This window comes from Actinomadura sp. 6K520 (assembly GCF_004349245.1).
GTDB lineage: Bacteria > Actinomycetota > Actinomycetes > Streptosporangiales > Streptosporangiaceae > Spirillospora.
This window is the reverse complement of sequence record NZ_SMLC01000061.1, coordinates 16,181-39,986: the sequence shown is the minus strand read 5'-3', so window position 1 is coordinate 39,986 and position 23,806 is coordinate 16,181. Positions and strand designations below refer to the sequence as shown.

The 23,806-nt window shown below is 73.3% G+C and carries 23 protein-coding genes; 12 read left to right on the top strand and 11 right to left on the bottom strand.

Features of this window, described 5'->3' with window-relative positions:
• Positions 1-37: 37 nt before the first annotated feature.
• Positions 38-652, bottom strand: a complete 615-nt coding sequence (locus E1289_RS18065; RefSeq protein WP_243712905.1) for a DUF3159 domain-containing protein — start codon at positions 650-652, stop codon at positions 38-40.
• A gap of 201 nt (positions 653-853) precedes the next feature.
• Entirely contained in the window at positions 854-1,264 is a 411-nt protein-coding gene (locus tag E1289_RS18060) for an OB-fold nucleic acid binding domain-containing protein (RefSeq protein WP_131981599.1), read from the bottom strand.
• A 128-nt stretch (positions 1,265-1,392) separates the two neighbouring features.
• On the opposite strand from E1289_RS18060, the gene E1289_RS18055 reads away from it, so the two are divergent.
• On the top strand, positions 1,393-2,886 hold the full coding sequence (locus E1289_RS18055) for an MFS transporter (protein WP_131981597.1): 1,494 nt from the start codon (positions 1,393-1,395) through the stop codon (positions 2,884-2,886).
• 135 nt (positions 2,887-3,021) lie between these two features.
• Here E1289_RS18055 and E1289_RS18050 read toward each other — a convergent pair whose 3' ends face one another.
• The gene (locus E1289_RS18050) at positions 3,022-4,386 is read right to left on the bottom strand and encodes an ABC transporter permease (protein WP_243712903.1); all 1,365 of its coding nucleotides are present in this window, start codon (positions 4,384-4,386) and stop codon (positions 3,022-3,024) included.
• Entirely contained in the window at positions 4,383-5,180 is a 798-nt protein-coding gene (locus E1289_RS18045) for an ABC transporter ATP-binding protein (RefSeq protein ID WP_131981595.1), read from the bottom strand. The genes E1289_RS18050 and E1289_RS18045 overlap by 4 nt, the downstream gene beginning before the upstream one ends.
• Before the next feature lie 152 nt (positions 5,181-5,332).
• Here E1289_RS18045 and E1289_RS18040 point away from each other — a divergent pair, with 152 nt between their 5' ends.
• Positions 5,333-6,052, top strand: coding sequence for a PIG-L deacetylase family protein (locus E1289_RS18040; RefSeq protein ID WP_131981593.1), 720 nt, complete (start codon positions 5,333-5,335; stop codon positions 6,050-6,052).
• A 208-nt stretch (positions 6,053-6,260) separates the two neighbouring features.
• Here the strand turns inward: E1289_RS18040 and E1289_RS18035 are convergent, their stop codons facing one another.
• Both E1289_RS18035 and dut read right to left on the bottom strand, forming a co-directional pair.
• Positions 6,261-7,076: a DUF3710 domain-containing protein gene (locus tag E1289_RS18035; RefSeq protein ID WP_131981591.1), complete on the bottom strand. Its 816-nt coding sequence runs from the start codon at positions 7,074-7,076 to the stop codon at positions 6,261-6,263.
• 3 nt (positions 7,077-7,079) lie between these two features.
• A complete protein-coding gene (gene dut / locus E1289_RS18030; protein WP_131981589.1) occupies positions 7,080-7,589 on the bottom strand; it encodes a dUTP diphosphatase in 510 nt (169 codons plus the stop codon).
• Positions 7,590-7,820: 231 nt separating this feature from the next.
• On the opposite strand from dut, the gene E1289_RS18025 reads away from it, so the two are divergent.
• The 7 genes from E1289_RS18025 (at position 7,821) to E1289_RS18000 (ending at position 12,261) form a co-directional block, all read left to right on the top strand.
• Entirely contained in the window at positions 7,821-8,519 is a 699-nt protein-coding gene (locus E1289_RS18025; RefSeq protein WP_131981587.1) for a hypothetical protein, read from the top strand.
• Complete coding sequence (locus E1289_RS18020; RefSeq protein WP_131981585.1) at positions 8,516-9,061, top strand: MauE/DoxX family redox-associated membrane protein; 546 nt, start codon at positions 8,516-8,518, stop codon at positions 9,059-9,061. The genes E1289_RS18025 and E1289_RS18020 overlap by 4 nt, the downstream gene beginning before the upstream one ends.
• A complete protein-coding gene (locus E1289_RS18015) occupies positions 9,058-9,540 on the top strand; it encodes a hypothetical protein (protein WP_131981583.1) in 483 nt (160 codons plus the stop codon). The genes E1289_RS18020 and E1289_RS18015 overlap by 4 nt, the downstream gene beginning before the upstream one ends.
• Entirely contained in the window at positions 9,537-10,139 is a 603-nt protein-coding gene (locus E1289_RS18010) for a hypothetical protein (RefSeq protein WP_131981581.1), read from the top strand. Before E1289_RS18015 ends, E1289_RS18010 begins: the two co-directional genes overlap by 4 nt.
• The gene (locus E1289_RS38270; protein ID WP_165970527.1) at positions 10,127-10,294 is read left to right on the top strand and encodes a hypothetical protein; all 168 of its coding nucleotides are present in this window, start codon (positions 10,127-10,129) and stop codon (positions 10,292-10,294) included. The genes E1289_RS18010 and E1289_RS38270 overlap by 13 nt, the downstream gene beginning before the upstream one ends.
• 18 nt (positions 10,295-10,312) lie before the next feature.
• Positions 10,313-10,867, top strand: coding sequence for a hypothetical protein (locus E1289_RS18005; protein ID WP_131981579.1), 555 nt, complete (start codon positions 10,313-10,315; stop codon positions 10,865-10,867).
• 107 nt (positions 10,868-10,974) lie between these two features.
• A complete protein-coding gene (locus tag E1289_RS18000; RefSeq protein ID WP_131981577.1) occupies positions 10,975-12,261 on the top strand; it encodes a cytochrome P450 in 1,287 nt (428 codons plus the stop codon).
• A 44-nt stretch (positions 12,262-12,305) separates the two neighbouring features.
• Here E1289_RS18000 and valS read toward each other — a convergent pair whose 3' ends face one another.
• Positions 12,306-14,825 (bottom strand): valine--tRNA ligase, encoded by a 2,520-nt coding sequence (gene valS, locus E1289_RS17995; protein ID WP_131981575.1) that lies wholly within the window; start codon positions 14,823-14,825, stop codon positions 12,306-12,308.
• 127 nt (positions 14,826-14,952) lie between these two features.
• On the opposite strand from valS, the gene E1289_RS17990 reads away from it, so the two are divergent.
• Positions 14,953-15,240 carry a DUF4235 domain-containing protein gene (locus E1289_RS17990; RefSeq protein ID WP_131981573.1) on the top strand — a complete coding sequence of 96 codons (288 nt, stop codon included), beginning with the start codon at positions 14,953-14,955 and terminating at the stop codon, positions 15,238-15,240.
• Positions 15,241-15,490: 250 nt separating this feature from the next.
• Here the strand turns inward: E1289_RS17990 and E1289_RS17985 are convergent, their stop codons facing one another.
• Together E1289_RS17985 and E1289_RS17980 are read right to left on the bottom strand one after the other, a co-directional pair.
• Positions 15,491-16,306: a hypothetical protein gene (locus tag E1289_RS17985; RefSeq protein WP_243712902.1), complete on the bottom strand. Its 816-nt coding sequence runs from the start codon at positions 16,304-16,306 to the stop codon at positions 15,491-15,493.
• Between the two features lie 16 nt (positions 16,307-16,322).
• Complete coding sequence (locus E1289_RS17980; protein WP_117404125.1) at positions 16,323-16,619, bottom strand: DUF4193 domain-containing protein; 297 nt, start codon at positions 16,617-16,619, stop codon at positions 16,323-16,325.
• Positions 16,620-17,124: 505 nt separating this feature from the next.
• On the opposite strand from E1289_RS17980, the gene E1289_RS17975 reads away from it, so the two are divergent.
• Together E1289_RS17975 and E1289_RS17970 are read left to right on the top strand one after the other, a co-directional pair.
• On the top strand, positions 17,125-18,828 hold the full coding sequence (locus tag E1289_RS17975) for a serine/threonine-protein kinase (protein WP_131981571.1): 1,704 nt from the start codon (positions 17,125-17,127) through the stop codon (positions 18,826-18,828).
• Complete coding sequence (locus E1289_RS17970) at positions 18,825-21,626, top strand: ABC transporter substrate-binding protein (RefSeq protein WP_131981569.1); 2,802 nt, start codon at positions 18,825-18,827, stop codon at positions 21,624-21,626. The genes E1289_RS17975 and E1289_RS17970 overlap by 4 nt, the downstream gene beginning before the upstream one ends.
• Positions 21,627-21,661: 35 nt before the next feature.
• Here the strand turns inward: E1289_RS17970 and E1289_RS17965 are convergent, their stop codons facing one another.
• Together E1289_RS17965 and E1289_RS17960 are read right to left on the bottom strand one after the other, a co-directional pair.
• Positions 21,662-23,125 (bottom strand): HAMP domain-containing sensor histidine kinase, encoded by a 1,464-nt coding sequence (locus E1289_RS17965; protein ID WP_243712900.1) that lies wholly within the window; start codon positions 23,123-23,125, stop codon positions 21,662-21,664.
• Positions 23,122-23,775 (bottom strand): response regulator transcription factor, encoded by a 654-nt coding sequence (locus tag E1289_RS17960; RefSeq protein ID WP_131981567.1) that lies wholly within the window; start codon positions 23,773-23,775, stop codon positions 23,122-23,124. The genes E1289_RS17965 and E1289_RS17960 overlap by 4 nt, the downstream gene beginning before the upstream one ends.
• Positions 23,776-23,806 lie beyond the last annotated feature (31 nt).

Here is a 23,806-nt window from a genome sequence, read left to right as displayed (position 1 = left end):
GGGCCACTGACGCCCGGGGGCGGCGGGGGCGGTGCCGTCAGGCGGGTCTTCCGCGTTCCATCGGGGTGCGGCCGCGGGCGAGCAGCCACACCATGGCCGCCAGCGCCGCCACCTGCAGCGGCCAGCCCATCGCGATCTTGGCGGCGCCGAGCAGGCCGCTCTGGTCGCCGTCGGCGAGGTAGATCGGGTACTGGACGGCCACCCGGGCGACACACGGCAGCAGCAGCAGCCAGGTGAGCCGGGAGCAGAGCTTCACGATCCCGGGGTCGCGGCGCCACGCGGTCGGGTCGCCGGTGACCGAGCCGATGATGAAGCCGACGATCGGCCAGCGGACCGCGATCGAGAAGATCATCGCGGCGCCGTAGCCGGCGTTCAGGATGATGCCGGGCAGGAACGCGTCCTCGGCCCGGCCGGAGCGCAGCGCGAAGAACGCGGCGATCGCGATGCCGATGAGGCTGTTCAGGACGAACTGGGGGTTGGACCGCTGCGCGAGGCGGACGCCGAGCAGCACCACCGCGGCGGCGACACCGGCGATGACGGCGAGCCGGACCTCCTCCGCCGCGATGTAGGTCCCGGTGAAGGCGATCACGGGCACGGCGGCCTCGACCATGCCGCGGACACCGCCCAGCGCCTTGCTCAACTGGGCGCGCACGGCCGCCTCGACGGTGTCGTGCGCGGTGTCGGGTGCGGGCTCGGCGCCGGGCGCCGGCGTCTCCCGCTCCGTGCCGGGCGTGCGGGAGGCGCCCGGGGCCCCGTTCCCGCGGCCGTCCGGCGGTGTGGTCTCCGTCTCCACGCCGCGCCCTCCGCCGTCTTCCCGTTCGCTCACATCGCACTCCCGGCCGCTCGCCGCGGCTTACGGACCGCCGCGCAGCTCGTATCGCGGATTGAAGATGACCTTGCGCCCGTCCTGCACGCTCACCAGCCCCTCGGCGCGCAGCATGCGGCCCGGGTCGATGCCCGCGATCCTGCGGCGGCCGAGCCAGACGAGGCTGATCACGTCGGTGCCGTCGTAGAGCTCCGCCTCCAGGGCGGGTGCGCCGCCCCGCGGACGGAGCGTCACCGTACGCAGCGTACCCGCCACCCGGTGCCGTCGGCGCTCGCGGCAGTCGGTGATCGGCGTCGCGCCCTCGCCGCCCGCGGTCTTCTGCAGCTCCTCGGCCTCGAGTTCGGCGTTGCTCGACGTCACCCGGCGCAGGAACCGCCGCAGGCCGCCCCCGCCGCGCTCGCGCGGCCCCCGCCCGGCGCCCGGCGAAACCTCGTCCATGACTCGAAGCGTATGGCATCCCGGTACGAATCGGACCCCTCACCTCCCCTCCTCCCAAACTGGAATGAAGCGTTCCGTTCTGCTATTATCGGAACAGAGCATTCCGCTCTGAACAGGAAGGAAGAGCCGTGACCGCCACGCTCGACACCCCCGCCTCCACCGGGGAGACCCGTCCGCAGCAGACGTGCCCGGACGGCGGGGACGCACCGCACCCGCGCCGCTGGCTCGGCCTGTCCGCGATCCTGGCCGCCACCCTGCTGAACCTGCTCGACTCCACGGTGGTGAACGTGGCCGCGCCCGCGATCCGCGCGGACCTCGGCGGCTCCTACTCCGCACTGCAGTGGATGGCCGCCGCGTACACGCTCGCGCTCGCCGTGGCGCTGCTCACCGGAGGGCGGCTCGGCGACATGTTCGGCCGCCGGCCGGTCCTGCTCGCCGGCACGGCCGGATTCGTCGCGACCTCCATGGCCTGCGCGTTCGCCTGGTCACCGGAGAGCCTGATCGGCGCCCGGGTGGCGCAGGGCCTGTTCGCCGCGGTGATGGTCCCGCAGTCCTTCGGGCTGATCCGCGACCTGTTCGGCGCCCGGGACATGGGCAAGGCGTTCGCGCTGTTCGGCCCGGTGATCGGCCTCGCCACGATCCTCGGCCCGGTGGTGGCCGGGCTGCTGGTCGACGCCGACCTGTTCGGCACCGGCTGGCGCGCGATCTTCCTGATCAACGTCCCGGTCGGCGCGTACGCGCTGGCGGTGGGCGCACGGGTGCTGCCCGCGCCGGCCGGCACCCAGCGCTCCGGCGGCCTGGACGTCACCGGGATGCTGCTCGGCGGGCTCGGCATGAGCCTGCTCGTCTACCCGCTCGTCCAGGGCCGCGAGCTGGGCTGGCCCACCTGGTCGCTGGCGATGCTCGCCGGCTCGGTGCCCGCCCTGGCCCTGTTCGCCCTGCACCAGGTCCGCCGCGCCCGCCGCGGCCGGACGCCGCTGGTCCGGCTGAGCGTGTTCGCCAGCCGCTCCTACAGCTCCGGCGTCCTGTTCGTCATCGTCTTCTTCGGAACGATCACCGGCTTCTCGCTCGCCGTCGGACTGTTCCTCCAGCTCGGCCTCGGCTACACCCCGCTCAGCGCCAGCGTGGCCATGTCCTCCTGGGCGATCGGCGCGTTCGCCGGATCGGCGTTCAGCGGCATGACCATGAACAGCCTGGGCCGCCGCATCCTGCACATCGGCCTGGCCATGATGGGCGCCGGCCTGGTCGGGCTCTACACGGTGTTCGAGGCGGCCGGGACAGGCCTCGGCGGCTGGCACCTGGCGGCGCCGCTGCTGCTGTTCGGCGCCGGCATGGGCATGATCTTCGTCCCGCTGTTCGACATCATCGTCGCGGGCATCGCCGACCACGAGATGGGGTCCGGTTCGGCCACACTGGAGTCGATCCAGCAGCTCGGCGCGTCCCTCGGCGTCGCGATCCTCGGCACGGTCTTCTTCGGCGTCGCCGGCGCCCCGGTCGACGGGCACTTCGCGGCACCGGCCGCGCTGGACGCCGCGGCGCGGGTCACCGTCCTCACGGGCGGTCTCACCGCCGCCGCGTTCCTCATCGCCTTCCTCCTCCCGCACCGGGCCCGCGCCCACTGACCGGCGCCGCCGAGCCCGCCGTCCGCCCCGGACGGCGGGCTCGGCGTTCCGCCTGCCGCCCTTTCGGCCGACGAGTGATCATGATCGGCGTCACCGTGGATCTCGATGGCGAGATCCTGGACGGTCCACCGGACGTCAGCCGAGCGCCGCCTCGACCGCGGGGACGCGGATCGTGCGGCGGGTCGCGCCGTAGGCCGTCGCCACGGTGAGGACGGCGGCCAGCGCCACCACCCCGAGGTAGGTCCACACGCTGCCGTCCGGGGTGAGGGAGTCCCGCCGGGCGAGGCCGAACGGCACGATCGTGAAGACCGAGGCGACCGTCCCGCAGACCACCCCGGTGCCGGTCACGACCGCCGACTCCAGCGCCACCATGCCGAGCACCTGCCGTGGCGTGGCGCCCGCGAGGCGCGTCTGGCCGAACTCGCGGCGGCGGTGCGCGGTCCCCGCGATCAGTGTGTTGACCAGCATGATCGCGGTGAACAGCAGCACCATCCCGATGACGACGAGGTTCAGCGTCTCGATGTCCCGCTGCTCCGCGGTCTTGCCCAGCCCGGCGGCCTCCGTCGCCGCGTTCTCCGTGGCCTGCAGGAAGAGCGTGCCGACCGCCGTCCCGACGAACAGGATGACCGGGGTGACCGCGGCGGCCATGGCGCCCGTCCGGCGGCGCATGACGGCCGCCGCGAGGTCGCCGGTCGGGCCGCCCAGCCGCCGCACCGGCCCGGCGAGCAGCGACGTCGCGCGCCGCATGATCGCGGGTGCCAGCAGCGCCAGCCCGATCGCGGCGAGGATGTCGGCCTGCCCGGCCGTCGCCATCGCGTCGGTGCCCTTGCCGTCCATCACCGTCACCGTGATGATCGCCTGGTTGGTCGCGACCAGCAGGAACAGCACCGCGAACACGACGCGCCGCCGGCTCGTCCGCCCGGTGTCGGCGGCCGCGGCCGACAGCGACTCGGCCGCCCCGATCCGGGTGGCGCGGCGCGCGGTGATCAGCGCGGCGGCGGTCGCCGACACGAACATGATCCCGATGCCCAGCGCCAGCGCGACGGGCCCGAACGCGTGGGAGACGTCCGCCGGGACCTGGCCGGTGTCGTGCAGCATCCAGAGCAGGCCCCGGCCGATCAGCAGCGCGGGGACGATCCCGAGCAGCGCCGCGGCGGCGGCCAGGCCCGCCGCCTCGCCGACGATCATCCGGGCGAGTTGCGCGGGCGTCGCGCCGACGCTCTTCAGCAGCGCGATCTCCGCGGCCCGCTGCCGGACCGACAGGGTCATGGTGGAGGTGACCGCGAAGACCACCAGCAGCAGGCCCCAGCCGCCGACCACGTACGCCATGACCTCCAGGGTCTCGCGGGCCGGGCCGGTCGCGCCGCCCGCCTCCGCGGTGTCCAGCATCGAGGCGAACGCCATGATGATCGCCGAGCCGAGGAACATCGCGAGGAAGCTCGCCGCGAACGCGCCGGTGCGCCGGCGCAGGGAACGCATCGCCAGTCCGAACACGGTCACGCCCCCGCCATCGTCCGCTGACGCTCGACCTCTTCGGCCAGGTGCGTCATCCGCTCCGCGACGGCCTCGGCGGTCGGCGCGGCCTGGTGACCGACGATCCGCCCGTCGGCCAGGTACAGCACCGCGTCCGCGAAGGACGCGGCGACCGGGTCGTGGGTGACCATCACGACCGTCTGCCCGAACATCCGCACCGACTCCTGGAGCAGCCCCAGGACGTCGCGGGCGCTGCGGGTGTCGAGCGCGCCGGTCGGCTCGTCGGCGAACACGATCCGCGGTTCGGTGACCAGCGCCCGCGCGATCGCGACGCGCTGCTGCTGCCCGCCCGACAGTTCCGCGGGCAGGTGGCGGAGCCGGTCGCCCAGCCCGAGCCTGGCGAGGACCGCGCGTGCCTTCTCCCGGTCCACCCTGCGGCGCGCCAGCTTCAGCGGCAGCACCGTGTTCTCCATGACGTTCAGCGTCGGCAGCAGGTTGAACTGCTGGAAGACGAACCCGATCCGGCGGCGCCGGAACTTCGTCAGCGCGGCCTCGCCGTCCCCCGTCAGCTCGGCGCCGTCCACGAAGACCCGGCCCTCGGTGGGACGGTCGAGTCCCGCCGCGCACTGCAGCAGCGTGCTCTTGCCGGACCCGGACGGGCCCATCACCGCGGTGAACGACCCGGTCGGCAGCGACAGCGACACACCGTCCAGCGCGACCACCCGGTTGTCCTCGACGCCGTACACCTTGCGCACGCCGTCCAGGCGGAGCGCCTCACCCGGCGCCTCGCCCGCCGGGGCCGGCCCCTTGTGTCCGAACATGATGTTGCCTCCCGCCCAGCGCCCTTCCTGGGCGCCTACGGAAGAGAAGCTACGGACGGCGAAGGCGGCGGAGGATGGGTCCAGCACGCCGATCGGGGTAGGCAAAACCCTACCGCCGCCCCTCGCGGCGGCCCATCGGCCAGGATGGGGGCATGGAAGCGGTACCGGAGGACTGGGAGCGTGCGCTGGCGATCGTCGCGCACCCCGACGACCTGGAATACGGAACCTCGGCTGCGATCGCCAGATGGACGAGCCAGGGCAAGACGGTGACGGAGGTGCTGGCCACCCGCGGGGAGGCCGGGATCGACTCGATGGACCCGCGCGAGGCCGCCCAGGTCCGCAGCGCGGAGCAGATCGAGGCGGCCCGCCGGGTCGGCGTCGACAACGTCGAGTTCCTCGATCTGGCCGACGGCGTGCTGGAGTACGGGCTCCCGCTGCGGCGCGCCCTCGCGGGCGCGATCCGGTGGCACCGGCCCGAGGTGGTGCTGTCGATCAACTTCCGGGAGGAGTTCCCCGGCGGCGCCTTCAACATGGCCGACCACCGGGTGCTCGGCCTGGCCGTCGCGGACGCGATCAGGGACGCCGCCAACCGGTGGGTGTTCCGCGACCTCGACCTCGAACCGTGGCAGGGCGTCCGGTTCGCGTTGTTCGGCGGGTCGCCGCGGGCCACGCACTACGTGGACGTCACCGGCCACCTGGAGGCCGGCATCGACTCGCTGCTCGCGCACCGCCTGTACCTGGCGAACCTGTCCGCCGCCCCGGCCCCCGGCGCGGAGTTCGACGCGGCGTCCTTCCTCACCGGCATCGCCGAGGAGGGCGGACGCGCCGCCGGCGTCGAGCACGCGATGACCTTCGAGATGATCGGGTCCTAGCGGCGGGCGTTGGGCCGTCTGCCCTTGTTGCTCTTGCTGCGCTTGCGGGCCCGGCGTTTGCGCGTCTTCTTCGACATGTCCCGATTGAGCACCCGCCGGGCGTCCGAGGCAAGGGTTCGGCCGTCCGGCGCACGGCAGGAACCCGCCCGGCCGCACGACCGAAAAGCGTGCGGCCCGGCGAGCGGGTCCGGCGGGCGGGACGGCCCGGTCAGCGGACCTCGGTGATCTCGGGGCCGCGCTCGAAGGGGTTGAAGTGCTCCTCGCCCTCTTCGGCGTCCCCCTCCTGCCCGGCCTCGCTGAACTCCTTCGGGATCTGCAGCTCCAGCAGGTCGCGCGGCGGCATCGGCGCGTCGCCGCGGTGGACGACCACGCCGCGCAGCACGTCCTCCAGGACCTGCCACTGCTCCTCGTCCTCGATCGCGGCGCCCTGCACCACGGCCTGGAGGAACCAGCGGGGACCGTCCACCCCGAGGAAGCGGATGATCTGCGGCGCCCACCCCTGCTCGACGAACTCGGCCGGGATCTGCTCGCGGACCTCCTGCGACATCTCGGCGAGGACCTCCTCGGTCAGCGCCGCGGGCACCATCGCCAGCAGTTCGGGGCCGAACGGGCCCTCGCCCTCCTGGGTCTGGCCCTTCGCCTCCTCCTGGATGTCCCTCGCGGTCTCCCGGCGCACGTCCTCCCAGATGCCGCTGCGCTTCGGCGCCGCGAACACCTGGAGCTGCATGGCGCTCTCCTCGTACTGCACGAGCACCGCGACGGGCCGCCCATCGGTCGGGTTGCCCGCCTCGTCCACCTGGGTGGGCTCGATGTTCACCTGGAAGCCCAGCCCGGGCGCCACGGGAACCTGCAGCGATCCGAAATCGAGACGCTGGATCTCGGGGAAGGAGTCCTCGGAGTCCCACGGACCGCCTTCAGGGGACTCCGCCTTGGCGGGAGCCTCCTCGGCGGCCTCCGCCGGCTCCGCTTGCGCCTCGGTCCCCTTCTCGGGCTCCTCGGCCTGCCGGCGACGTCCAAAAGCCACGACTCACGCTCCTTCTCGACTGTGCTCATTGTCCCCGGAACCAGGTCCTGGACCGAATTCGCCCGGGGCGCCGAATCCGCCCGTGGAACCGAAGCCGTTCGCTCCACGCGCCGATCCCGGAAGCTCGGCGACCTCGTGGAACACCGCCCGTTCCACCCGCTGCACGACCATCTGCGCGATCCGGTCTCCGCGCCGCAGTCGCACGGTGGCGCGGGGGTCGGTGTTCAGCAGGGTCACCTTGATCTCACCCCGATAGCCGGCGTCGACCGTACCGGGTGCGTTCACTATGGTCACCCCCAACCTAGCGCCCAAACCGGACCGGGGGTGAATGAAAGCGGCGTAGCCGTCGGGCAGCGCGATCGCCATCCCGGTCGGGACCACGGCGCGCTCCCCCGGCGGCAGCTCGACGTCCACAGCGGCGACGAGATCGGCGCCCGCGTCGCCCGCGTGGGCGTACCGGGGCGGCGGCAGACCGGGATCCAGCCGCCGGATCAGCACATCGACCTCGCCCATGACTCACCTCAGTACGCGCGCCTGCCGGAGAACCCCACGACCCTACCCAGGGCGCGGCACCCGCCCGGCTCTGAAACGCCGCGCCGCGCGGGTCCGGCAGTCGACCCTATCCCGCCCCGGCCGGTGACCACTTCCGGAAGGTTTGCCGCCAAAGCGAGAGATCACGCGTAGCGTCACGTCTGTTACCCGCGGTACTTCTGTGGGAGGTGCGTCCCGCAGAGAGGGGACGGTATGAGCGCACCCGGAATGAACATCACCCACCGGTCGCTCGACGGCGTGCGGGTCCGGATCTCCGGTGCCCAGGATCTCCGGCGGCCCTGCACGTCGGTGGCGCGGATCGCCGACGGCGGGCGGCTCCACGAGATCTCCAGCGGCACCCGCGCGGACGCCCTGGCCTGGGCAGCGGACATCGGGCTCGACCGGTTCGAGCAGGAGTTCCGGATGCAGGGCGGACGGCTCCGGGTGGGCCGGACGGCGGCCCGCGACGCCGAGACGGGGGTCAGCGACCCCGTCCTCGCGGCCGTGTGGGAGGGCCGCCGCCACGCGGTCTTCACGCACCTGTACCACGCGCGTCCCGCGGACGCGGTGGCGTTCTTCGGCACGCTGCGGCTGACCGAGCACCCCGACGGGATCACCGCCGTCCCGCGCGGCCGGGCCCGGCGTCCCGAGCCCGCCGAGATGGTCAAGGAGGTCCCGGGCCTCGGGCTCCTGGAGATCACCGCGCTGAACCAGCGGACACGCCGGCGGCTCCCCTCGTGGCGCGGCGCGCCGGTCGCGGGCGGGGAGCTGTTCCAGGACGTGATCGAGGGCCAGGGCCCCTACTTCCTGCTCGCGCTGAGGTCGCTGCTGGTGACCGTCCTGCCCGAGGAGGACCGGGTGCGGGAGGTCCCGCGGCGCCTGGCCGGCCTGTCGGTCCAGGCGATCCGGTGACCGGGGCGCTCGCGGGGATCGCGGCGGTCGCGGTCCCGCTCGTGCTGCTGCTGTCGGCGGCCGGGCAGGTGCGCAGGCCCGGCCGGCTCGCGGCGGCGCTGCGGGCGCACGGCACGCTCCCCCGCGCCGTCACCGGGCCGGTGGCGGCCGCCGTGATCGGCGCGGAGGCCCTCGCCGGAGCGGGCGGCGCGGTGGCGCTGCTGCGCTGGACGGACGGGCCCATGCGCGCGGCGTCCGCCGCGGCGGCCGTCCTGTTCGGCCTGTACGCGGGCTACGGGACGTACGTGGCTCGGACCCGGCGCGGCGTCCCGTGCGGCTGCGCGGGCGGCGACACCCCCATGACCGGCTGGGTCGCGGGACGGGCCGCCGCCCTCGCCGCCCTGGCCCTGGCGGGCGCCCTGCACGGCCTGCCCGCGGGCCCCGCGCCCTTCGAGCTGACCGTCACCGGCACGGCGGGACTGGCGTTCGCGGTGCTGCTGTGGACGCTCCCGCGCGCCATGACCGTGGAGAGCACGACCGAGGAGAGGAGGCCCGCCGGATGAGCTTCCAGAACAGCGCGCTGCTGCTGTCGTGGGTGGCGATCCTGCTGCTCGCACTGGTGGTCGCCGGGCTGGTCCGGCAGGTGCACGCGCTGAGCCGGGGAGCCCCGGCCCGGCACCGGACCGGGCTCGGGCCGGCGCCCGGCACGGCCGCGCCCGCGTTCGACCGGCTCGGGCCGGGCCTGGTGCTCTTCCTGGACCGCGACTGCGGCGTGTGCACCGAGGTGCTGGCCGCCGCCGCCTCCCCGGACGGCCCGGTGCCGGGCGGCCCGCTGCACGCGGTCTTCGCGGGCCCGCCCGCCGACGGCGTCCCGCCCGGCGCGAGCGTGCTCTCCGGAGAGCAGGACGGCCTGTTCGCCGAATACGGCGTACCCGCCACTCCGTTCGCCGTGCTCGTCGGCGACGACGGGCGGGTGCGGGCCGCCGAACCCGTGGGCTCCCCCGAGGCCCTCCGCGAGCTGACCCTGGAGGCGACCCGATGACCGAGCCGATGACCGAGCCGCCCGCCGGTCCCGCCACCGGGCCGGTGATCGAGCTGGCGGACATCCCGCCGCTGCGCGGCCCGCGCCCCCCCGGAGCGCGGCGCGCCCGCCGCCGCCCCGTCCCGCCGGACGGGCCGACGCTCCGCCCGGCGCGGCGCAGCATCCTCACCGGCCTGTTCGCCGCCGGCGCCACCGCCGGGCTGAAGGCCCTCGGCGTCTTCCCGCCCGCGCGGGAGGCGGTGGCGTCCGGTTTCCAGCTGGTCGGCTACTACGACATCTATCCGCGGTGCCCGTCGTACGCGGCCGGCCACAACTGCTCCCCCGGCTGCGGGCCGAGCTACGCGTGCAGCTGGTGCTGCCGGACGAGCGGCAAGTACAAGGGCTTCCACAAGTCGGGCGTCTCGCATCCGGGCTGGTACAAGCTGCGTCCCAGCCAGTGCTACAGCGGCGGCTACGACGGGTGGCTCTGGGCGTACGCGAAGAGCTGCGGCAAGTGCAAGAAGGGCGTCACCTGGCGCTGCCATGACGGCTGGAAGAAGTCCAAGAAGGGCAACTGGTACAAGACCATCTGCCGCAAAGCGGTGACGTGCAAGAACTGACGGCCGGGCGCGTGCGGCGGGGCCTGGCCGACCCGCTGCCGCCCGCCGCGGCCCTGGCGCTGCTGGCCGTCGCCGCGGCCGCGCTCGACGCGTCCGTCCTGTGCTGGGCGTCGATCGGGGCGCTCGCGGGGTTCTCGCTGTCCGGCAGCGTTTGAACGCGCAACAGCGAGTCCGTGCTGTTCTCGCCAGGTTGGCGGGCTCCCGTACGGCAGGGCGAGGTCCTGGCCGTCTTCACCCTCGGGCTGCTGGCCGGGGGCACCCTCAGCGCGGCGGTGATCTGGTTGCTGTCCGGCCTCGCCGCGCCGCTGCCGCCGTCCGCGCGGACGGTCGCGATCGTGGGCGTGGCCGTCCTCGGCGCGGCCCGCGAGCTCGGCATGATCCGCGTCCCGCTTCCGCAGAACGCCCGGCAGATCCCGCCTGAGGTCCTGCAGACCAGGCTGCGCCGCGGCTCGCTGCGGTTCGGCTTCGAACTCGGCACGGGCGTGCGGACCTATGTCTCCGCCGGCAGCCCGTACGTCCTGGCGCTGGCGCTCCTGCTCAGCCACCAGGGCCCGGCCGCCACCCTAGGCACCGGTACCGCCTTCGGCGCGGGACGCGCCCTGAGCGCCGTCCTCGCCTATCTGGCCCGGGACGCGCACCGGGGCACCGTCCTGGCGGTCCGCATGCCGGCCGTCAGGACCACCGCCGCACTGGCGATTCCGGCCGCCTTCGCCCTCCTGCTGCTCTGACACCCGCTCCAGGGAGATCGCCCGGTTTGCTTGACGTCCTCATTGGACCCCGATTCGATAGAAACCGAACGAGATTCTGAGTACGGCTGCGAAGGTGGGTGCCCGGCATGACGACCACGGCGCGGGACACGGTCGACGGCAACCTGTCGAACCTGAAGTTCTGGGCGCTCCCCCCCGAACAGCGCATGGCGGCGTTCACGCGGCTGCGGCAACTGGACCACCCGGCGTTCTTCCCGGAGCTGAAGCTGCCGTTCGTCAAGACCGGTCCCGGCTTCTACGCGCTGGCCAGGCACGCCGACGTGGTCGAGGCCAGCCGCACCCCGGAGGTCTTCAGCAGCGAGCCCTGCTCCAACAGCATCGCCGACCTGCCGGGCTACCTCGCCCGCTACTTCGGCTCGATGATCAACATGGACGATCCCCGGCACGCCAAGATCCGGCGGATCGTGTCGCGGGCGTTCACCCCGCGCATCCTGGCGAAGATGGAGACCGACCTCCAGGCGACCGCGACCCGGATCGTGGACGACCTGATCGGCAAGGGATCGGCGGACTTCGTCACCGACGTCGCCGCCCGGCTCCCCCTCCAGGTCATCTGCGACATGATGGGCATCCCCGAAAGCGTCCGCCCGATGGTGTACGACCGGACGAACATCATCCTCGGCCTCGGCGACCCCGAGTACAGCGGCGGCAGGGACTACACCCGCGACGGCATCACCCGCCTCGGCGCCCTCTACGGGCTCCTCAAGGTGATGGTCGCCGGGTACGAGCTGAACCACCTGGCGATGAAGCTGGCCCGCAAGCGGCGCCGGCGGCCCGGCGACGACCTGGTCTCCGCGCTGGTCTCCGCCGACGTCGACGGCGAGCGGCTGACCGACCAGGAGATCGGCTCGTTCTTCATCCTGCTCGTGGTGGCCGGGAACGAGACGACACGGAACGCCATGTCGCACGGCCTCAAGCTGCTCACCGACAACCCGGAGCAGCGCGCCCTGCTGCTGGAGGACTTCGACAGGCACATGCCCGGGGCCGTGGAGGAGATCGTCCGGATGTCCACGCCGGTCATCCAGTTCCGCAGGACGGTGACCCGGGAGTACGAGATGAACGGCCACCGGTACAAGACCGGCGACAAGGTCCTGCTCTTCTACAACTCCGCCAACCGGGACGAGACGGTGTTCACCGAGCCCGACGTCTTCGACATCACCCGCTCCCCCAACCCGCACGTGGGGTTCGGGGGCCCCGGCCCGCACTTCTGCATGGGCGCCAACCTGGCGCGCAGGGAGATCACGGTGATGTTCCGGGAGCTGTTCACGCGCGTCCCGGAGATCCGTGCCACCGCGGAGCCCGACCGGCTCTTCTCCAGCTTCATCAACGGGATCAAGCACCTGCCCTGCAAGGTGTGACCGCCGCCCCCGGCCGCCGCGGGCGCGGCGGCCGGGGGTGCTGGTCAGGGGGCGAGGACGACGTCGACGGTCAGGTCGGCGGGGGCGTCCTCCAGCGTCAGGTCGGCGATCCGGCCGGCCGCGGCCAGATCCGGGCGGGAGATCCGCAGCACCTCGGCGCCGCGGACGACGGCGCGCGAGACGTCGGCCCGCATCGACGCCTTCGCCGCCGACTTGGCCTTGCGCACCTGCCGCAGCGCCTCACCGGTCGCGGCGAGGACGGCGGGGTCCCCGCCGGGCGGCAGCTCGGCCGGGGACGGCCACGGCGCCGTGTGCACCGACCCGCGCCGCCACCACGACCAGACCTCCTCGGTCACGAACGGCAGGATCGGCGCGAACAGGCGCAGCAGGGCCGACAGCGCCGTGCGCAGCGCCGCCCGCGCCGACTCCGCGTCCGCCCCGTCCCCGTAGGCGCGGGTCTTGACGAGCTCCAGGTAGTCGTCGCAGAACTCCCAGAAGAACCGCTCTGTGCGTTCCAGGGCCCGCGTGTAGTCGTAGCCCTCGAACGCCTCTGTCGCGTCCCGGACGACGTTGGACAGCGCCGCAAGCATCGCCTTGTCCAGCGGCTGCGTCACCGGCGCCTCCTGCCGGACCTCGCCGAGGCCCAGCACGAACTTCGAGGCGTTGAGGATCTTGATGGCGAGCCGCCGGCCGACCTTGATCTGGCCGGTGTCGAACGCGGTGTCGGTCCCCGGGCGGCCGTTGGCCGCCCAGTAGCGGACGGCGTCGGAGCCGTACTCGCGCAGCAGGTCGATCGGCGTGACGACGTTGCCCTTCGACTTCGACATCTTCTTGCGGTCCGGGTCGAGGATCCACCCCGACAGCGCCGTGCCCTTCCACGGCAGCGAGCCGTGCTCCAGATGCGCGCGGACGACCGTGGAGAACAGCCACGTCCGGATGATGTCGTGCGCCTGGGGGCGCAGGTCGTAGGGGAACACCCGGCCGAACAGGTCTGCGTCGCGCTCCCAGCCGCCCGCGATCTGCGGGGTCAGCGACGACGTCGCCCACGTGTCCATCACGTCGGGATCGCCGGCGAAGCCGCCCGGCCTGCCCCGCTGGTCCTCGGTGTATCCCGGCGGGACGTCGGACGACGGGTCGACGGGCAGCGCGTCCTCCGGCGGCGTGATCGGCTCGTCATAGCGGGGCTCGCCGGCCTCGTCCAGGGGGTACCAGACGGGGATCGGCACGCCGAAGAACCGCTGCCGGGAGATCAGCCAGTCGCCGTTCAGGCCCTCGACCCAGTTCTCGTAGCGGGCCCGCATGTAGCCGGGATGCCACTCCAGCTCCCGGCCGCGCGCGATCATCTCGGCGCGCAGCCCCGCGTCACGCCCGCCGTTGCGGATGTACCACTGCCGGGTCGTGACGATCTCCAGGGGCTTGCTGCCCCGCTCGTAGAACTTCACCGGGCGGCTGATCTTCCGGGGCTCGCCGTCCAGGTCGCCGGACTCGCGCAGCATCTCCACGACGCGTTCCTTGGCGGAGAACACCGTCTTGCCGGCCAGCTCGCCGTAGGGGTCCGCGGGGACGCCCTGCGGCGGGTCGGCGGCCAGCCGTCCGTCCCAGCCCACGATCGCGCGGGTCGGCAGGTCCAGCTCGCGCCACCACGTAACGTCCGTGACGTCGCCGAACGTGCAGATCATCGCGATGCCGGAGCCCTTGTCGGGCTCGGCCAGCCGGTGCGCGACGACCGGGACGTCCACGCCGAACAGCGGCGTGCGGACGGTCGTCCCGAACAGCTCCCGGTAGCGCTCGTCATCGGGGTGCGCGACCAGCGCGACACACGCGGGCAGCAGCTCGGGACGCGTCGTCTCGATGTAGACCGGCCGCTCGTCCCCGTGGAACCGGATCCGGTAGAAGGCGCCGGGCTGCTCGCGGTCCTCAAGTTCGGCCTGGGCGACGGCCGTCCGGAACGTGACGTCCCAGAGCGTCGGCGCTTCGGAGACGTACGCCTCACCGCGCGCCAGGTTGCGCAGGAACGCGCGCTGGGACGCCATCCGGGAGACGTCCCCGATCGTCGTGTACAGCAGCCCCCAGTCGACCGACAGGCCGACGCGGCGCCAGATCTCCTCGAAAGCCTTCTCGTCGACCTCGGTGAGCCGCTCGCACAGCTCGATGAAGTTGCGCCGCGACACCGGGAGCTGCCGTTTCGGGTCGGGCTTGGCCGGCGGCTCGAAGTCGGGGTCGTACGGAAGGGACGGGTCGCACCGGACACCGAAGTGGTTCTGGACGCGGCGCTCGGTCGGCAGGCCGTTATCGTCCCATCCCATGGGGTAGAAGACCGCCCGACCGCGCATGCGGTGGAACCGCGCGACGGCGTCGGTGTGGGTGTAGGAGAAGACGTGGCCGACATGGAGGGAACCGCTCACGGTGGGCGGCGGGGTGTCGATCGAGTAGACCTCACCGCGCGGCCGTGTGCGGTCGAACCTATAGACGCCGTCGTCGTCCCAGGCGCGTACCCACTTGTCCTCCAGGCCGTCCAGGGAGGGCTTGGAAGGGATGTGCGGAGTACGCGGCTGCTCTGTCATGGGCCAATGGTATTGACATCGGCCCCCGCCGCATGACGATTACCGGCGCCGACGCGGCGAACGGCTCGACCGCCGGTGGCGGGCGGTTCCGATAGCGTCGGAGACACCGACCGAGTGGAGGACGATCATGGCGGACAAAGGCGATATCGGCTGGAAGGTGATGGCCGGTGCCGCGGCCTTCGCAGGCGGCTTCGTCGCGAGGAAAGTGATCACGGCGGCCTGGAAGAAGACCACCGGCAAGGAACCGCCGACCAACCCCGAGTCCCCCGACGTGGACCTGATGGAGGCGCTCGGCTGGGCCGTGGTGATGGGCGTCGGCATGGAGATCTCGCGGGTCCTGGCCACCCGTGCCGTGGCCAACCAGTGGGTCAAGGGCACCGGCGAACTCCCGGTCCACCTCAGGCCGAAAAGCTGAGTCCATGCAGGCCAGGCCCACTGCACTCGCTAGCGCTCGCTCCGTGACCTGGCCTGTGCGAGCGCGGCATCGCTTCGCGATCTTCCCGGTGGGGCTCGCCTTCGGCTTTGCCCCACCGGTCAGGTGACGCGCTCGCGTGCGGGGCTCGGTTTCCTGCACACAACGTGCAAGGGCCCGGTGGGGCGACGCGATCCGCGTCGCCCCACCGGGCCCTCGGCGTCACAGCGAGCACAACGGGTCGCTCCTGCGATCAGTACAACGGTGGGTGCTGGTGACCTGGGCGCGGGAGGGGGACGCCGACGGTTTCCCGGAGGTCGTTGCGGACCTTCAGGGCCAGGGCTCTGGTCGCCGACCGGTTGAGGGCCGCGCCGGCGGCGGCGCCGGTGAGGAAGGGGCCCATCGTGCCGAGGCTGCGGCCGAAGGTGCGCAGCATCCGTTTGCGCAGTGCCGCCTTGGAGGCCGTCCCCAGGGCACTGGTCAGCGATGTGGTCTCCAGGGGGTTGATACCGCGCTGCCGTGCCCAGGACGTCACGAACGCCGCTCCGCGTGCGGTGCCGCTGCCCTCGACACGGACGCCGTAGACCTCGTGCAGCTCCGCGATCATCTTGACCTCGATGGCCGCGATCACCAGGGTCTCGGCGGCGAGCTGGGCGGGCGCCGTCAGCAGCAGCGGCGGGGCGGTGAACTGGACGGCGGCCAGCGCGCCACCGGCCGCGCCGACCGCGGTGGTGCCGTTTCCGGCCACTTTGACGAGCTTGTCGGCGAGCTCCTCGCCCAGCAGGCCGGGATGGTGGGCCTGGAGCGTCTCGAGATCGCGGATCGGGATGTGCGGCACGGCCTCGACGAGCAGGTCGCCGAGCCACCGGCCGCGTGCGACACCCGCGGCGCCCACCTTGCGGGCGTGCTGGCCGAGCAGCCTGGCCAGTCGCCCCAGCAGGCGGCCGCGGGTCTCGCGGTCCATGTCCTCGTCGCCGGTGAGCCGTCCGATCAGCTCGCCGAGCTCCGTGGAGCCGTCGCCGTGCGCCGGCTCCACGTCGTCCTGACGCTTCTCGATCTCGCCCGACACCTGCGGCCGCTCCCGGTCAGGCGGCGCACTCGCGGCAGACCGGCTGGCCGTTCTTCTCCGTGGCCAGCTGGCTGCGGTGGTGCACGAGGAAGCAGCGCGTGCAGGTGAACTCGTCGGCCTGCCGCGGAACCACCCGGAAGGTGAGCTCCTCGTTCGACAGGTCGGCGCCGGGCAGCTCGGCGACCTCGCCGGCGTCCAGGTCCTCATCGATGATGCTGGCCGCCTTGTCGGCGCGCCGGGCCTGGAGCTCCTGGAGGCTGTCCTCGCTCAGGTCGTCGTCGGTCTTTCTTGGGCTGTCGTAGTCGGTCGCCATCTTCTATCTCCATCCCCCTCAGTGCTTTATGCGCCCCGTCGCGCGGATCTAACGCTCGGGGGGCCGTTCTTGTGCCCGATCCGGGCGGGAAATTCTGTCACGGTTGGTGACCTGTGACACACAAGGCGCGACCGTTCCCACGAGTGACCGCTGTCACCCGGATCTCTTCCTCGGAATGTGTCTTCCGTCACATGACCGGCGGCTGTCACGGCGGCGAGCGCCACCGGAACACCCGCCGGAGACTCCCGCGGCGGCGGGGATCATATCGGTCCCCGGGCGCTAACGCGCGCCGACCGGCCCGGCGCGGCGAGACGGCCCGATCCGGCTGCCCGGCCGTCGAACCAGACGCTTCGGTGAAACGTCTGAACTAACGCGATATCGTGCCCGCCTGAGGATGGGGGCGGACCCCCTGCGGGGTCAGCCCGGCGGATGCCGGCGGATGGCCTCTCGACGGGGTCCGGCGCACACTATCGCGGGACATCACTGCGGGTCACTGGAGGGTCAGATGCCGGATGCCGCTCCGCTGGAGCCGGGCGATCCTAGGGCACTGGGACAGTACGAAGTCGTCGGACGGCTGGGCGCCGGGGGTCAGGGCGCCGTCTTCCTCGGCAAGGCGCCGGGAGGCGAGTACGTCGCGGTCAAGCTGCTGCACGCGCAGATGGCGAACGATCCGGCGGCGCGCGCCCGATTCACCCGCGAGGTGAGTGCGGCGCAGAAGGTCGAGCCCTTCTGCACGGCCCGGGTCCTCGAGGCCGACGTCCACGGCGACCAGCCGTACGTCGTCAGCGAGTTCATCGACGGGCCGTCACTGCACGACGTGGTGGCGCACGACGGGCCGCGCAGCCCCGCCGAGCTGGAGCGGCTCGCGATCGGCACGGTGACCGCGCTCGCGGCCATCCACGAGGCCGGGATCGTGCACCGCGACTTCAAGCCCAACAACGTCATGCTGGCCGCGGACGGCCCCCGCGTCGTCGACTTCGGCATCGCGCGGACGGTCAACTCGCAGGAGAGCGCGGTGACCGCCACCGGCATGGTGGTCGGCACCCCCGGCTACCTGGCGCCCGAGCAGCTCACCGGGGCGCCGCTCACCCCGGCCGTGGACATCTTCGCCTGGGCCGCGACGATGGTGTTCGCCGCCACCGGGCAGTCGCCCTTCGAGGCGGACACGCTGCCGGTCATCATCAACCGCATCCTCAACGAGGAGCCGGACCTGTCGGCGCTGCCACCGGGCCCGCTGCGCGACCTGATCGGGCAGTGCCTGTCCAAGGACGCGGGCCTGCGCCCGCCGGCGCCGCAGCTCCTGCTGAACCTGCTGGGGCACGTCGGCGCCGCGCCGGCCGGCCAGGCCGGCGGGGAGGAGCTCCTCAACCAGGGCACGCGGATCGCCTCGCAGCTTCCGCCGCCGCCTCCGGTGCCGCCGGCTCCGCAGGCCCGGCCGCAGCAGCAGATCACGCCGCCGCCGATGCCGATGCACCAGGGCCCGCCGCCGCAGGGGCCGACGACGCCGCCCCCGCAGCCGATCACGCCGCCGCCGATGCCGATGTACCAGGGCGGGCCGCACCCGGGTCCGACGACTCCGCCCCCGCAGCAGATGGGGCAGCAGATGGGGATGCCCCACCCCGGGGCGCCGCGGCCGCCGGTCCCGCCCGGGCCGCAGTACGGGGCGCCGAAGCAGTCCAGTTCCGCCGGGCCGATCATCGCCATCGGCTGCGGGGTGCTGGCGCTGATCACGATCATCGCGATCGTGGCGGTGGTCGTCATCGCGAACAGCGACAGCGGCACGGACCCCGATCCCGACCCGTTCCCGCCGCCGACCACCTACACCCCGCGCGTGCCGACCCCGGGAATCACCTCCCGGAGCGGGCTCCTCGGCGTGTACGAGGGCGACGGGAACCAGCCGAGCGCCGACTCGGGCCGCCAGAACTTCCAGGCCCGGTTCGCGCTGCTCTACACGAGTGGCACCGCCCGGTACACCTACCCGTCGGGCGCGCAGGACAACTGCTACACGAGGCTGACGCTGCTGTCCGGTGACCGGACCAGCGAGAAGGTCGAGTACCAGGAGACCCCGATGGCGGGGATGAACCCGAGCGAGTGCGCGGCCGGGTACATCACCTTCACCCAGCAGGGGTCCGAGGAGACGCTGCGGTGGGAGTGGCGACAGAACCGCTCTGACCCGACGGCCGGCGCCTACGGAACCGTCCGCAAGTGACGGCGGCGGTCACCCCTCTTCGGGCGGGTGATCCGTCCCGCCTCGGCGCCTACCGCCTGACCGGCCTCCTCGGGGAGGGCGGTCAGGGCGCCGTCTTCCTCGGGGAGGACGAGCCCGGCCACCGGGTCGCCGTGAAGCTGCTGCACGCGCGCTTCAGCGGCGACCCGAAGGCCAGGGCCCGGTTCGCGGCCGAGGTCGCGGTGGCCAAGCGGGTGTCGGCGTTCTGCACGGCCCGCGTCCTGGACTCCGACGTGGCGGGCGACCGCCCCTACATCGTCAGCGAGTACATCGAGGGGCCGTCGCTGTCGGAGGTGCTGGCCGCCGACGGCCCGCGCCGCGGCGCCGGCCTGGACCGGCTGGCGATCGGCACGATGACGGCGCTCACCGCCATCCACCAGGCGGGCGTCGTGCACCGCGACTTCAAGCCCGCGAACGTGCTGCTGCCCCCGGACGGCCCGCGGGTGATCGACTTCGGCATCGCGCGGGCGCTGGACGCCACGGGCACGATGTCGAGCACGGCCGTCGGCACCCCCGCCTACATGGCGCCCGAGCAGATCTCCGGCGCGCCGGTCGGCCCGGCGGCCGACGTGTGGGCGTGGGGCGCCACGATGGTCTACGCGGCCGGCGGGCGCCCCGCGTTCGGGCAGGACTCCATCCCCGCCGTCATGCACCGCATCCTCAACCTGCCCCCGGACCTCGGGGACCTGGAGGAGCCGCTGCGCGGGATCGTGGCGAACTGCCTCAGCAAGGACCCGGCGCTCCGCCCGGCTTCCCAGCACGTCCTGGCGCACCTGCTGGACCTCGCGGGGAGCCTGCCGCGGCCGGGCGCCCCGCAGGACGCAGCGGACGGCGAGGACGCCGCGATCCTGACGCAGGGCGCCGCGACGGCGGCCACCGAGACGGCGCGGCTGCGCGCCCAGGCCGCGGCACCGCAACCCGCGCCGCACCCCCGGCCACCGCACACGCCCTCGACACCCCAGCCGGGTCTGCCGGTTCCCGGTCCCCCACCGCCGGGCGGGCAGGTCCCGTGGCCGGCACCGGCCCCGCCGGGTGGCGCGCAGACTCCCCCGACCTGGCCGTCGGGGCCGTCCGGGCCGCCCTTCCGCACCGCGGACACCGGCCCCGGTGGGGGCGGCGGCGGGCCGGGCAGGCCGGGCATCGGCGTCCTGGCGAGCGCGGGCGGCGCCGCGCTGGTCGCCCTGGTACTCGTCGGCACCGTGATCGCCGTCCAGCTCGACCGGGGGGACGGCGGCCCCGACCCGAGGACGACCCCGGCCGGCCGGACGGGCGGCACGTTCCGGATGGCGGTCACGTCGCCCACCACCCCGGGCGACGAGATCGATCCGGCGCACGCCGGCGGCGGCACCGAGCGGTTCCTCGTCGAGCAGCTGTTCACCGGCCTGACCCGGCTCGGCGCGGACGGCTCCGTGCACAACCGCCTCGCCACCCGGATCACGCCGGACGGGACGTGCCGGCGATGGAAGATCACCATCAGGGAGGGCACGACGTTCAGCAACGGCGAGCCGGTCGACGCGCGGGCGTTCGCCCGCGGCTGGGCCAGGAGCGCGGCGGAGCAGACCGGCGGCGGGTCCTACCTGATGACCGACATCCAGGGCTTCTCCGACGTCGCGGACGGCAAGGCGGCGGAGCTGTCCGGTGTCCAGGCCGTGTCCGGCCGCCTGCTCGACATCACGCTGACCTCCCCCAACTGCGACTTCGCCGCCCGGCTCGCCGAACCCGCGTTCATGCCCGCCCCCGAGGAGGCCGGGAAGCCCGACAACAAGACCTACAACATCCGTCCCGTGGGGAACGGCCCGTTCAAGCTGGAGACGCACAGGCCGGACACGAGCGCGACGCTCGTGCGCAACGACGACTGGGCGTTCGGCAAGACGAAGTTCGACGGCGTCGAGGTCGTCTTCAGCGACGACCAGGCCAAGGGACGCGCGGCCTACACCGCCGGTGAGGTCGACTGGTCCGCCGTCTCGCCGACCGAGCCCTCCGCGGCGGCCGGGAAAGAGCTGGTCACCCGTGCCGGGCCGTTCACCCGGATGCTCGTGCCGCTCACCGCCCGGGGACCGATGAAGTCCGCGGAGGCGAGGCAGGCGGTCTCCTACGCCATCGACCGCGCCAGGCTGAGCGAGCTGCTGGGCGGGGTCCCCGAACCCGCGCACGGCATCGTCCCCGCGGTGATCCCCGGTTTCGGAGAGCCCGGCCCGTGCCCGTCGTGCGACAGGCCGGACCCGGCGAAGGCCAAGGAGCTCGCCGGGCGGGCCGGAGCCGGGCCGGACACCGAGGTGAACCTGTACTTCCGGGAGTCGCCCCTGTACACGAGCCTGGCCGAGACGGTCCGGCAGCAACTCCAGTCGACGCTCGGGTGGAAGGTCGAGATGAAGGCGACCCCGCTGGCGGACTTCGAGGAGTTCCGCGACACGCTCGTGTCGAAGGACGCCTCCGGCCTCGCCGTCTTCGCCTGGGGCCCCGACTACCCCGGCGCCTACTCGATGCTGTGGCCGCTGCTGGGAGGTGACGTCGTCGCCACCGGCGGGAACTCCTACTTCAACTACTCGGGCTGGAAGAACACCCGGTTCGACGCCATCATCTCCGAGGCCCTAGGCGACCCGGCGGCCGGCACCCGGACCCGCCTCTTCAAAGAGGCCGAGAAGCTGGCCCTGGACGACATGGCCCTCATCCCCCTCCTCAACGACGGCCACGCGGCCGTCGCGCGGAGCGACAGGTACGTCGGGCTGGAGATGAACTACAACGGCTACCCGACCGTGGCCACCGCCGCACTCAAGTAGCCGCCGGGGCGCGCGGGGCGGCGCGGGACGGGCGCTCAGCCGGGTGGGAGGCGGACGGTGACGATCAGCCCGCCGCCGGGGCGGGGCGCGGCGTAGACGGCGCCCCGGTGCGCCAGCACCACCGACCGGACGATCGACAGCCCGAGGCCGGCGCCCTTCGCCGACTCGACCCGGTCGGCGTTCAGCCGCCGGAACGGCTCGAACAGCCGCTCCACCTCGTAGGCGGGGACGGCCGGACCGGTGTTCTCGACCTGCACGGTGGCGTAGCCCTCCAGCATGCCGGTGCGGATCCACAGCTCGCCGCCGTCCGCCTCGTTGTGCTTCATCGCGTTCTCGACCAGGTTGGACACCAGATGCTCCAGCAGCACCGGGTCGCCGAGCGCCGTCCCGGGCGTCAGCTCCGGGTGGACGGACACGTCGTTGTCGTGGTCACGGCGCGCCGAGTGCTCCAGCACCGTGGCGGCCACCTCGGCAAGGTCGACCGGCGTGCGGGTGGTCAGCTCCCGCTCGCTGCGGGCCAGCAGCAGCAGGCCCTCGATGAGCCGTTCGTGCCGGGCGTTGGTCGCCAGCAGGGTCCGGCCGACGGCGCGCAGGTCGTCCGACACCTCCGGGTCGCCGAGCGCGACCTCCAGCAGCGTCCGGTTGATCGCGAGGGGCGTGCGCAGTTCGTGCGAGGCGTTGGCGACGAACCGGCGCTGCGAGTCGAACGCCTGCCCGAGCCGCTCCAGCATCGCGTCGAAGGTGTCGGCCAGCTCCTTGATCTCGTCGTCGGGGCCCTCCAGCGCGATCCGCTCGTGCAGCGTGCTCTCCGACAGCCTGCGCGCCGTGGTGGTGACCCGCTGCAGCGGGCTGAGCGCGCGGTCGGCGACGAACCAGCCGAGCACCAGCGTGATGATCCCGACCCCGGCGAGGGCGAGCAGCGACCGTCCGAGCAGCTGCTTCATCGTCTGCTCGACGAACTGGCGTTTCAGCTCGGCGGCCTCGGCTTCGGAGATGCCGAACCCGATCACCTGGACGTTGCCGAGGATGTTGGCCATCAGCACCGTCATCACGAACAGCAGCAGCGCCCCGGCCATGAAGAACAGCAGCCCGTACAGCAGGGTGAGGCGCAGCCGGACGCTCATCCGGCCGGGCAGCGCCTTCAGGTCGGTGAACGACCCGCCGTCGCGAGGCCATCCGCCGCCGGTGGCCGGGGCCGGGTACTGCGGCGGCACCCGGTGCGGCACCTGCTGCGGGCCGGGCCGCCGCCACCGGCCGCCGCGGCGGCCGCCCGGGACGGCGGTCGGCTGGGTGGCCTGCCCCTCGTCCTCGCCCGGCGCCCCCGGCTGTCCGGTGTGCGGCCCGCCCGTGCCCGGCCCGCCCGTGCCCGGCTGCTGGGCGGCGTGCGGCTGCCCGTCACGCGAGCCCGGCCCCTGCCCCTGGTCCGGCCCCCCGGGAGTCGCGTCCGAGCCCGCGGACGGCTCGTCAGGGCCGCCGGGCGGTACGGGCCCGGCGTTCACAGCCGGTACCCCACGCCGGGCACGGTCTCGATGACCGGCGGGTCGCCGAGCTTCTTGCGCAGCGTCATCATCGTGACCCGCACGACGTTGGTGAACGGGTCGATGTGCTCGTCCCACGCCTTCTCGAGGAGGTGCTCGGAGCTGACGACGGCGCCGTCCGCGCTCAGCAGCACCTCCAGCACCGCGAACTCCTTGCGGGTCAGCTCGACCGGGCGGCCGTCGCGGGCGACGTCGCGGCGCGCCGGGTCGAGCGTGATCCCGGCGCGCTCCAGCACCGGCGGCAGCGGCGCGGCGGCGCGGCGGCCGAGGGCCCGCACGCGGGCGATCAGCTCGGCGAACGCGAACGGCTTGGCCAGGTAGTCGTCCGCGCCGATGGACAGGCCCTCGACGCGGTCGTCGAGCTCGCCCGCCGCGGTGAGCATGATGATCCGCGCCGGGTAGCGCTGCGCGACGAGCTGCTTGCAGACGTCGTCGCCGTGGACCTTGGGCAGGTCGCGGTCCAGCACGATGACGTCGTAGTCGTTGACGCCGGCGCGCTCCAGCGCACCCGCGCCGTCGTAGGCGACGTCCACGGCCAGCGCCTCCCTGCGCAGGCCGGTGGCGATCGCGTCGGCGAGCACGCGCTCGTCCTCGACGACTAGCACACGCACAGGGTCCCCCTCCTGGTCGGGGCGCGGCGCG

What these genes read in the sequence shown, in the direction of transcription:
- E1289_RS18015 (WP_131981583.1), top strand. Translation starts at nt 9,058, where the DNA reads ATGAGCTTCCAGAACAGCGCGCTGCTGCTGTCGTGGGTGGCGATCCTG.
- E1289_RS18025 (WP_131981587.1), top strand. Translation starts at nt 7,821, where the DNA reads ATGAGCGCACCCGGAATGAACATCACCCACCGGTCGCTCGACGGCGTG.
- E1289_RS17980 (WP_117404125.1), bottom strand. Translation starts at nt 16,619, where the DNA reads ATGGCGACCGACTACGACAGCCCAAGAAAGACCGACGACGACCTGAGC.
- E1289_RS18000 (WP_131981577.1), top strand. Translation starts at nt 10,975, where the DNA reads ATGACGACCACGGCGCGGGACACGGTCGACGGCAACCTGTCGAACCTG.
- E1289_RS17975 (WP_131981571.1), top strand. Translation starts at nt 17,125, where the DNA reads ATGCCGGATGCCGCTCCGCTGGAGCCGGGCGATCCTAGGGCACTGGGA.
- E1289_RS18040 (WP_131981593.1), top strand. Translation starts at nt 5,333, where the DNA reads ATGGAAGCGGTACCGGAGGACTGGGAGCGTGCGCTGGCGATCGTCGCG.
- valS (WP_131981575.1), bottom strand. Translation starts at nt 14,825, where the DNA reads ATGACAGAGCAGCCGCGTACTCCGCACATCCCTTCCAAGCCCTCCCTG.
- E1289_RS18010 (WP_131981581.1), top strand. Translation starts at nt 9,537, where the DNA reads ATGACCGAGCCGATGACCGAGCCGCCCGCCGGTCCCGCCACCGGGCCG.
- E1289_RS18045 (WP_131981595.1), bottom strand. Translation starts at nt 5,180, where the DNA reads ATGTTCGGACACAAGGGGCCGGCCCCGGCGGGCGAGGCGCCGGGTGAG.
- dut (WP_131981589.1), bottom strand. Translation starts at nt 7,589, where the DNA reads ATGGGCGAGGTCGATGTGCTGATCCGGCGGCTGGATCCCGGTCTGCCG.
- E1289_RS17990 (WP_131981573.1), top strand. Translation starts at nt 14,953, where the DNA reads ATGGCGGACAAAGGCGATATCGGCTGGAAGGTGATGGCCGGTGCCGCG.
- E1289_RS18060 (WP_131981599.1), bottom strand. Translation starts at nt 1,264, where the DNA reads ATGGACGAGGTTTCGCCGGGCGCCGGGCGGGGGCCGCGCGAGCGCGGC.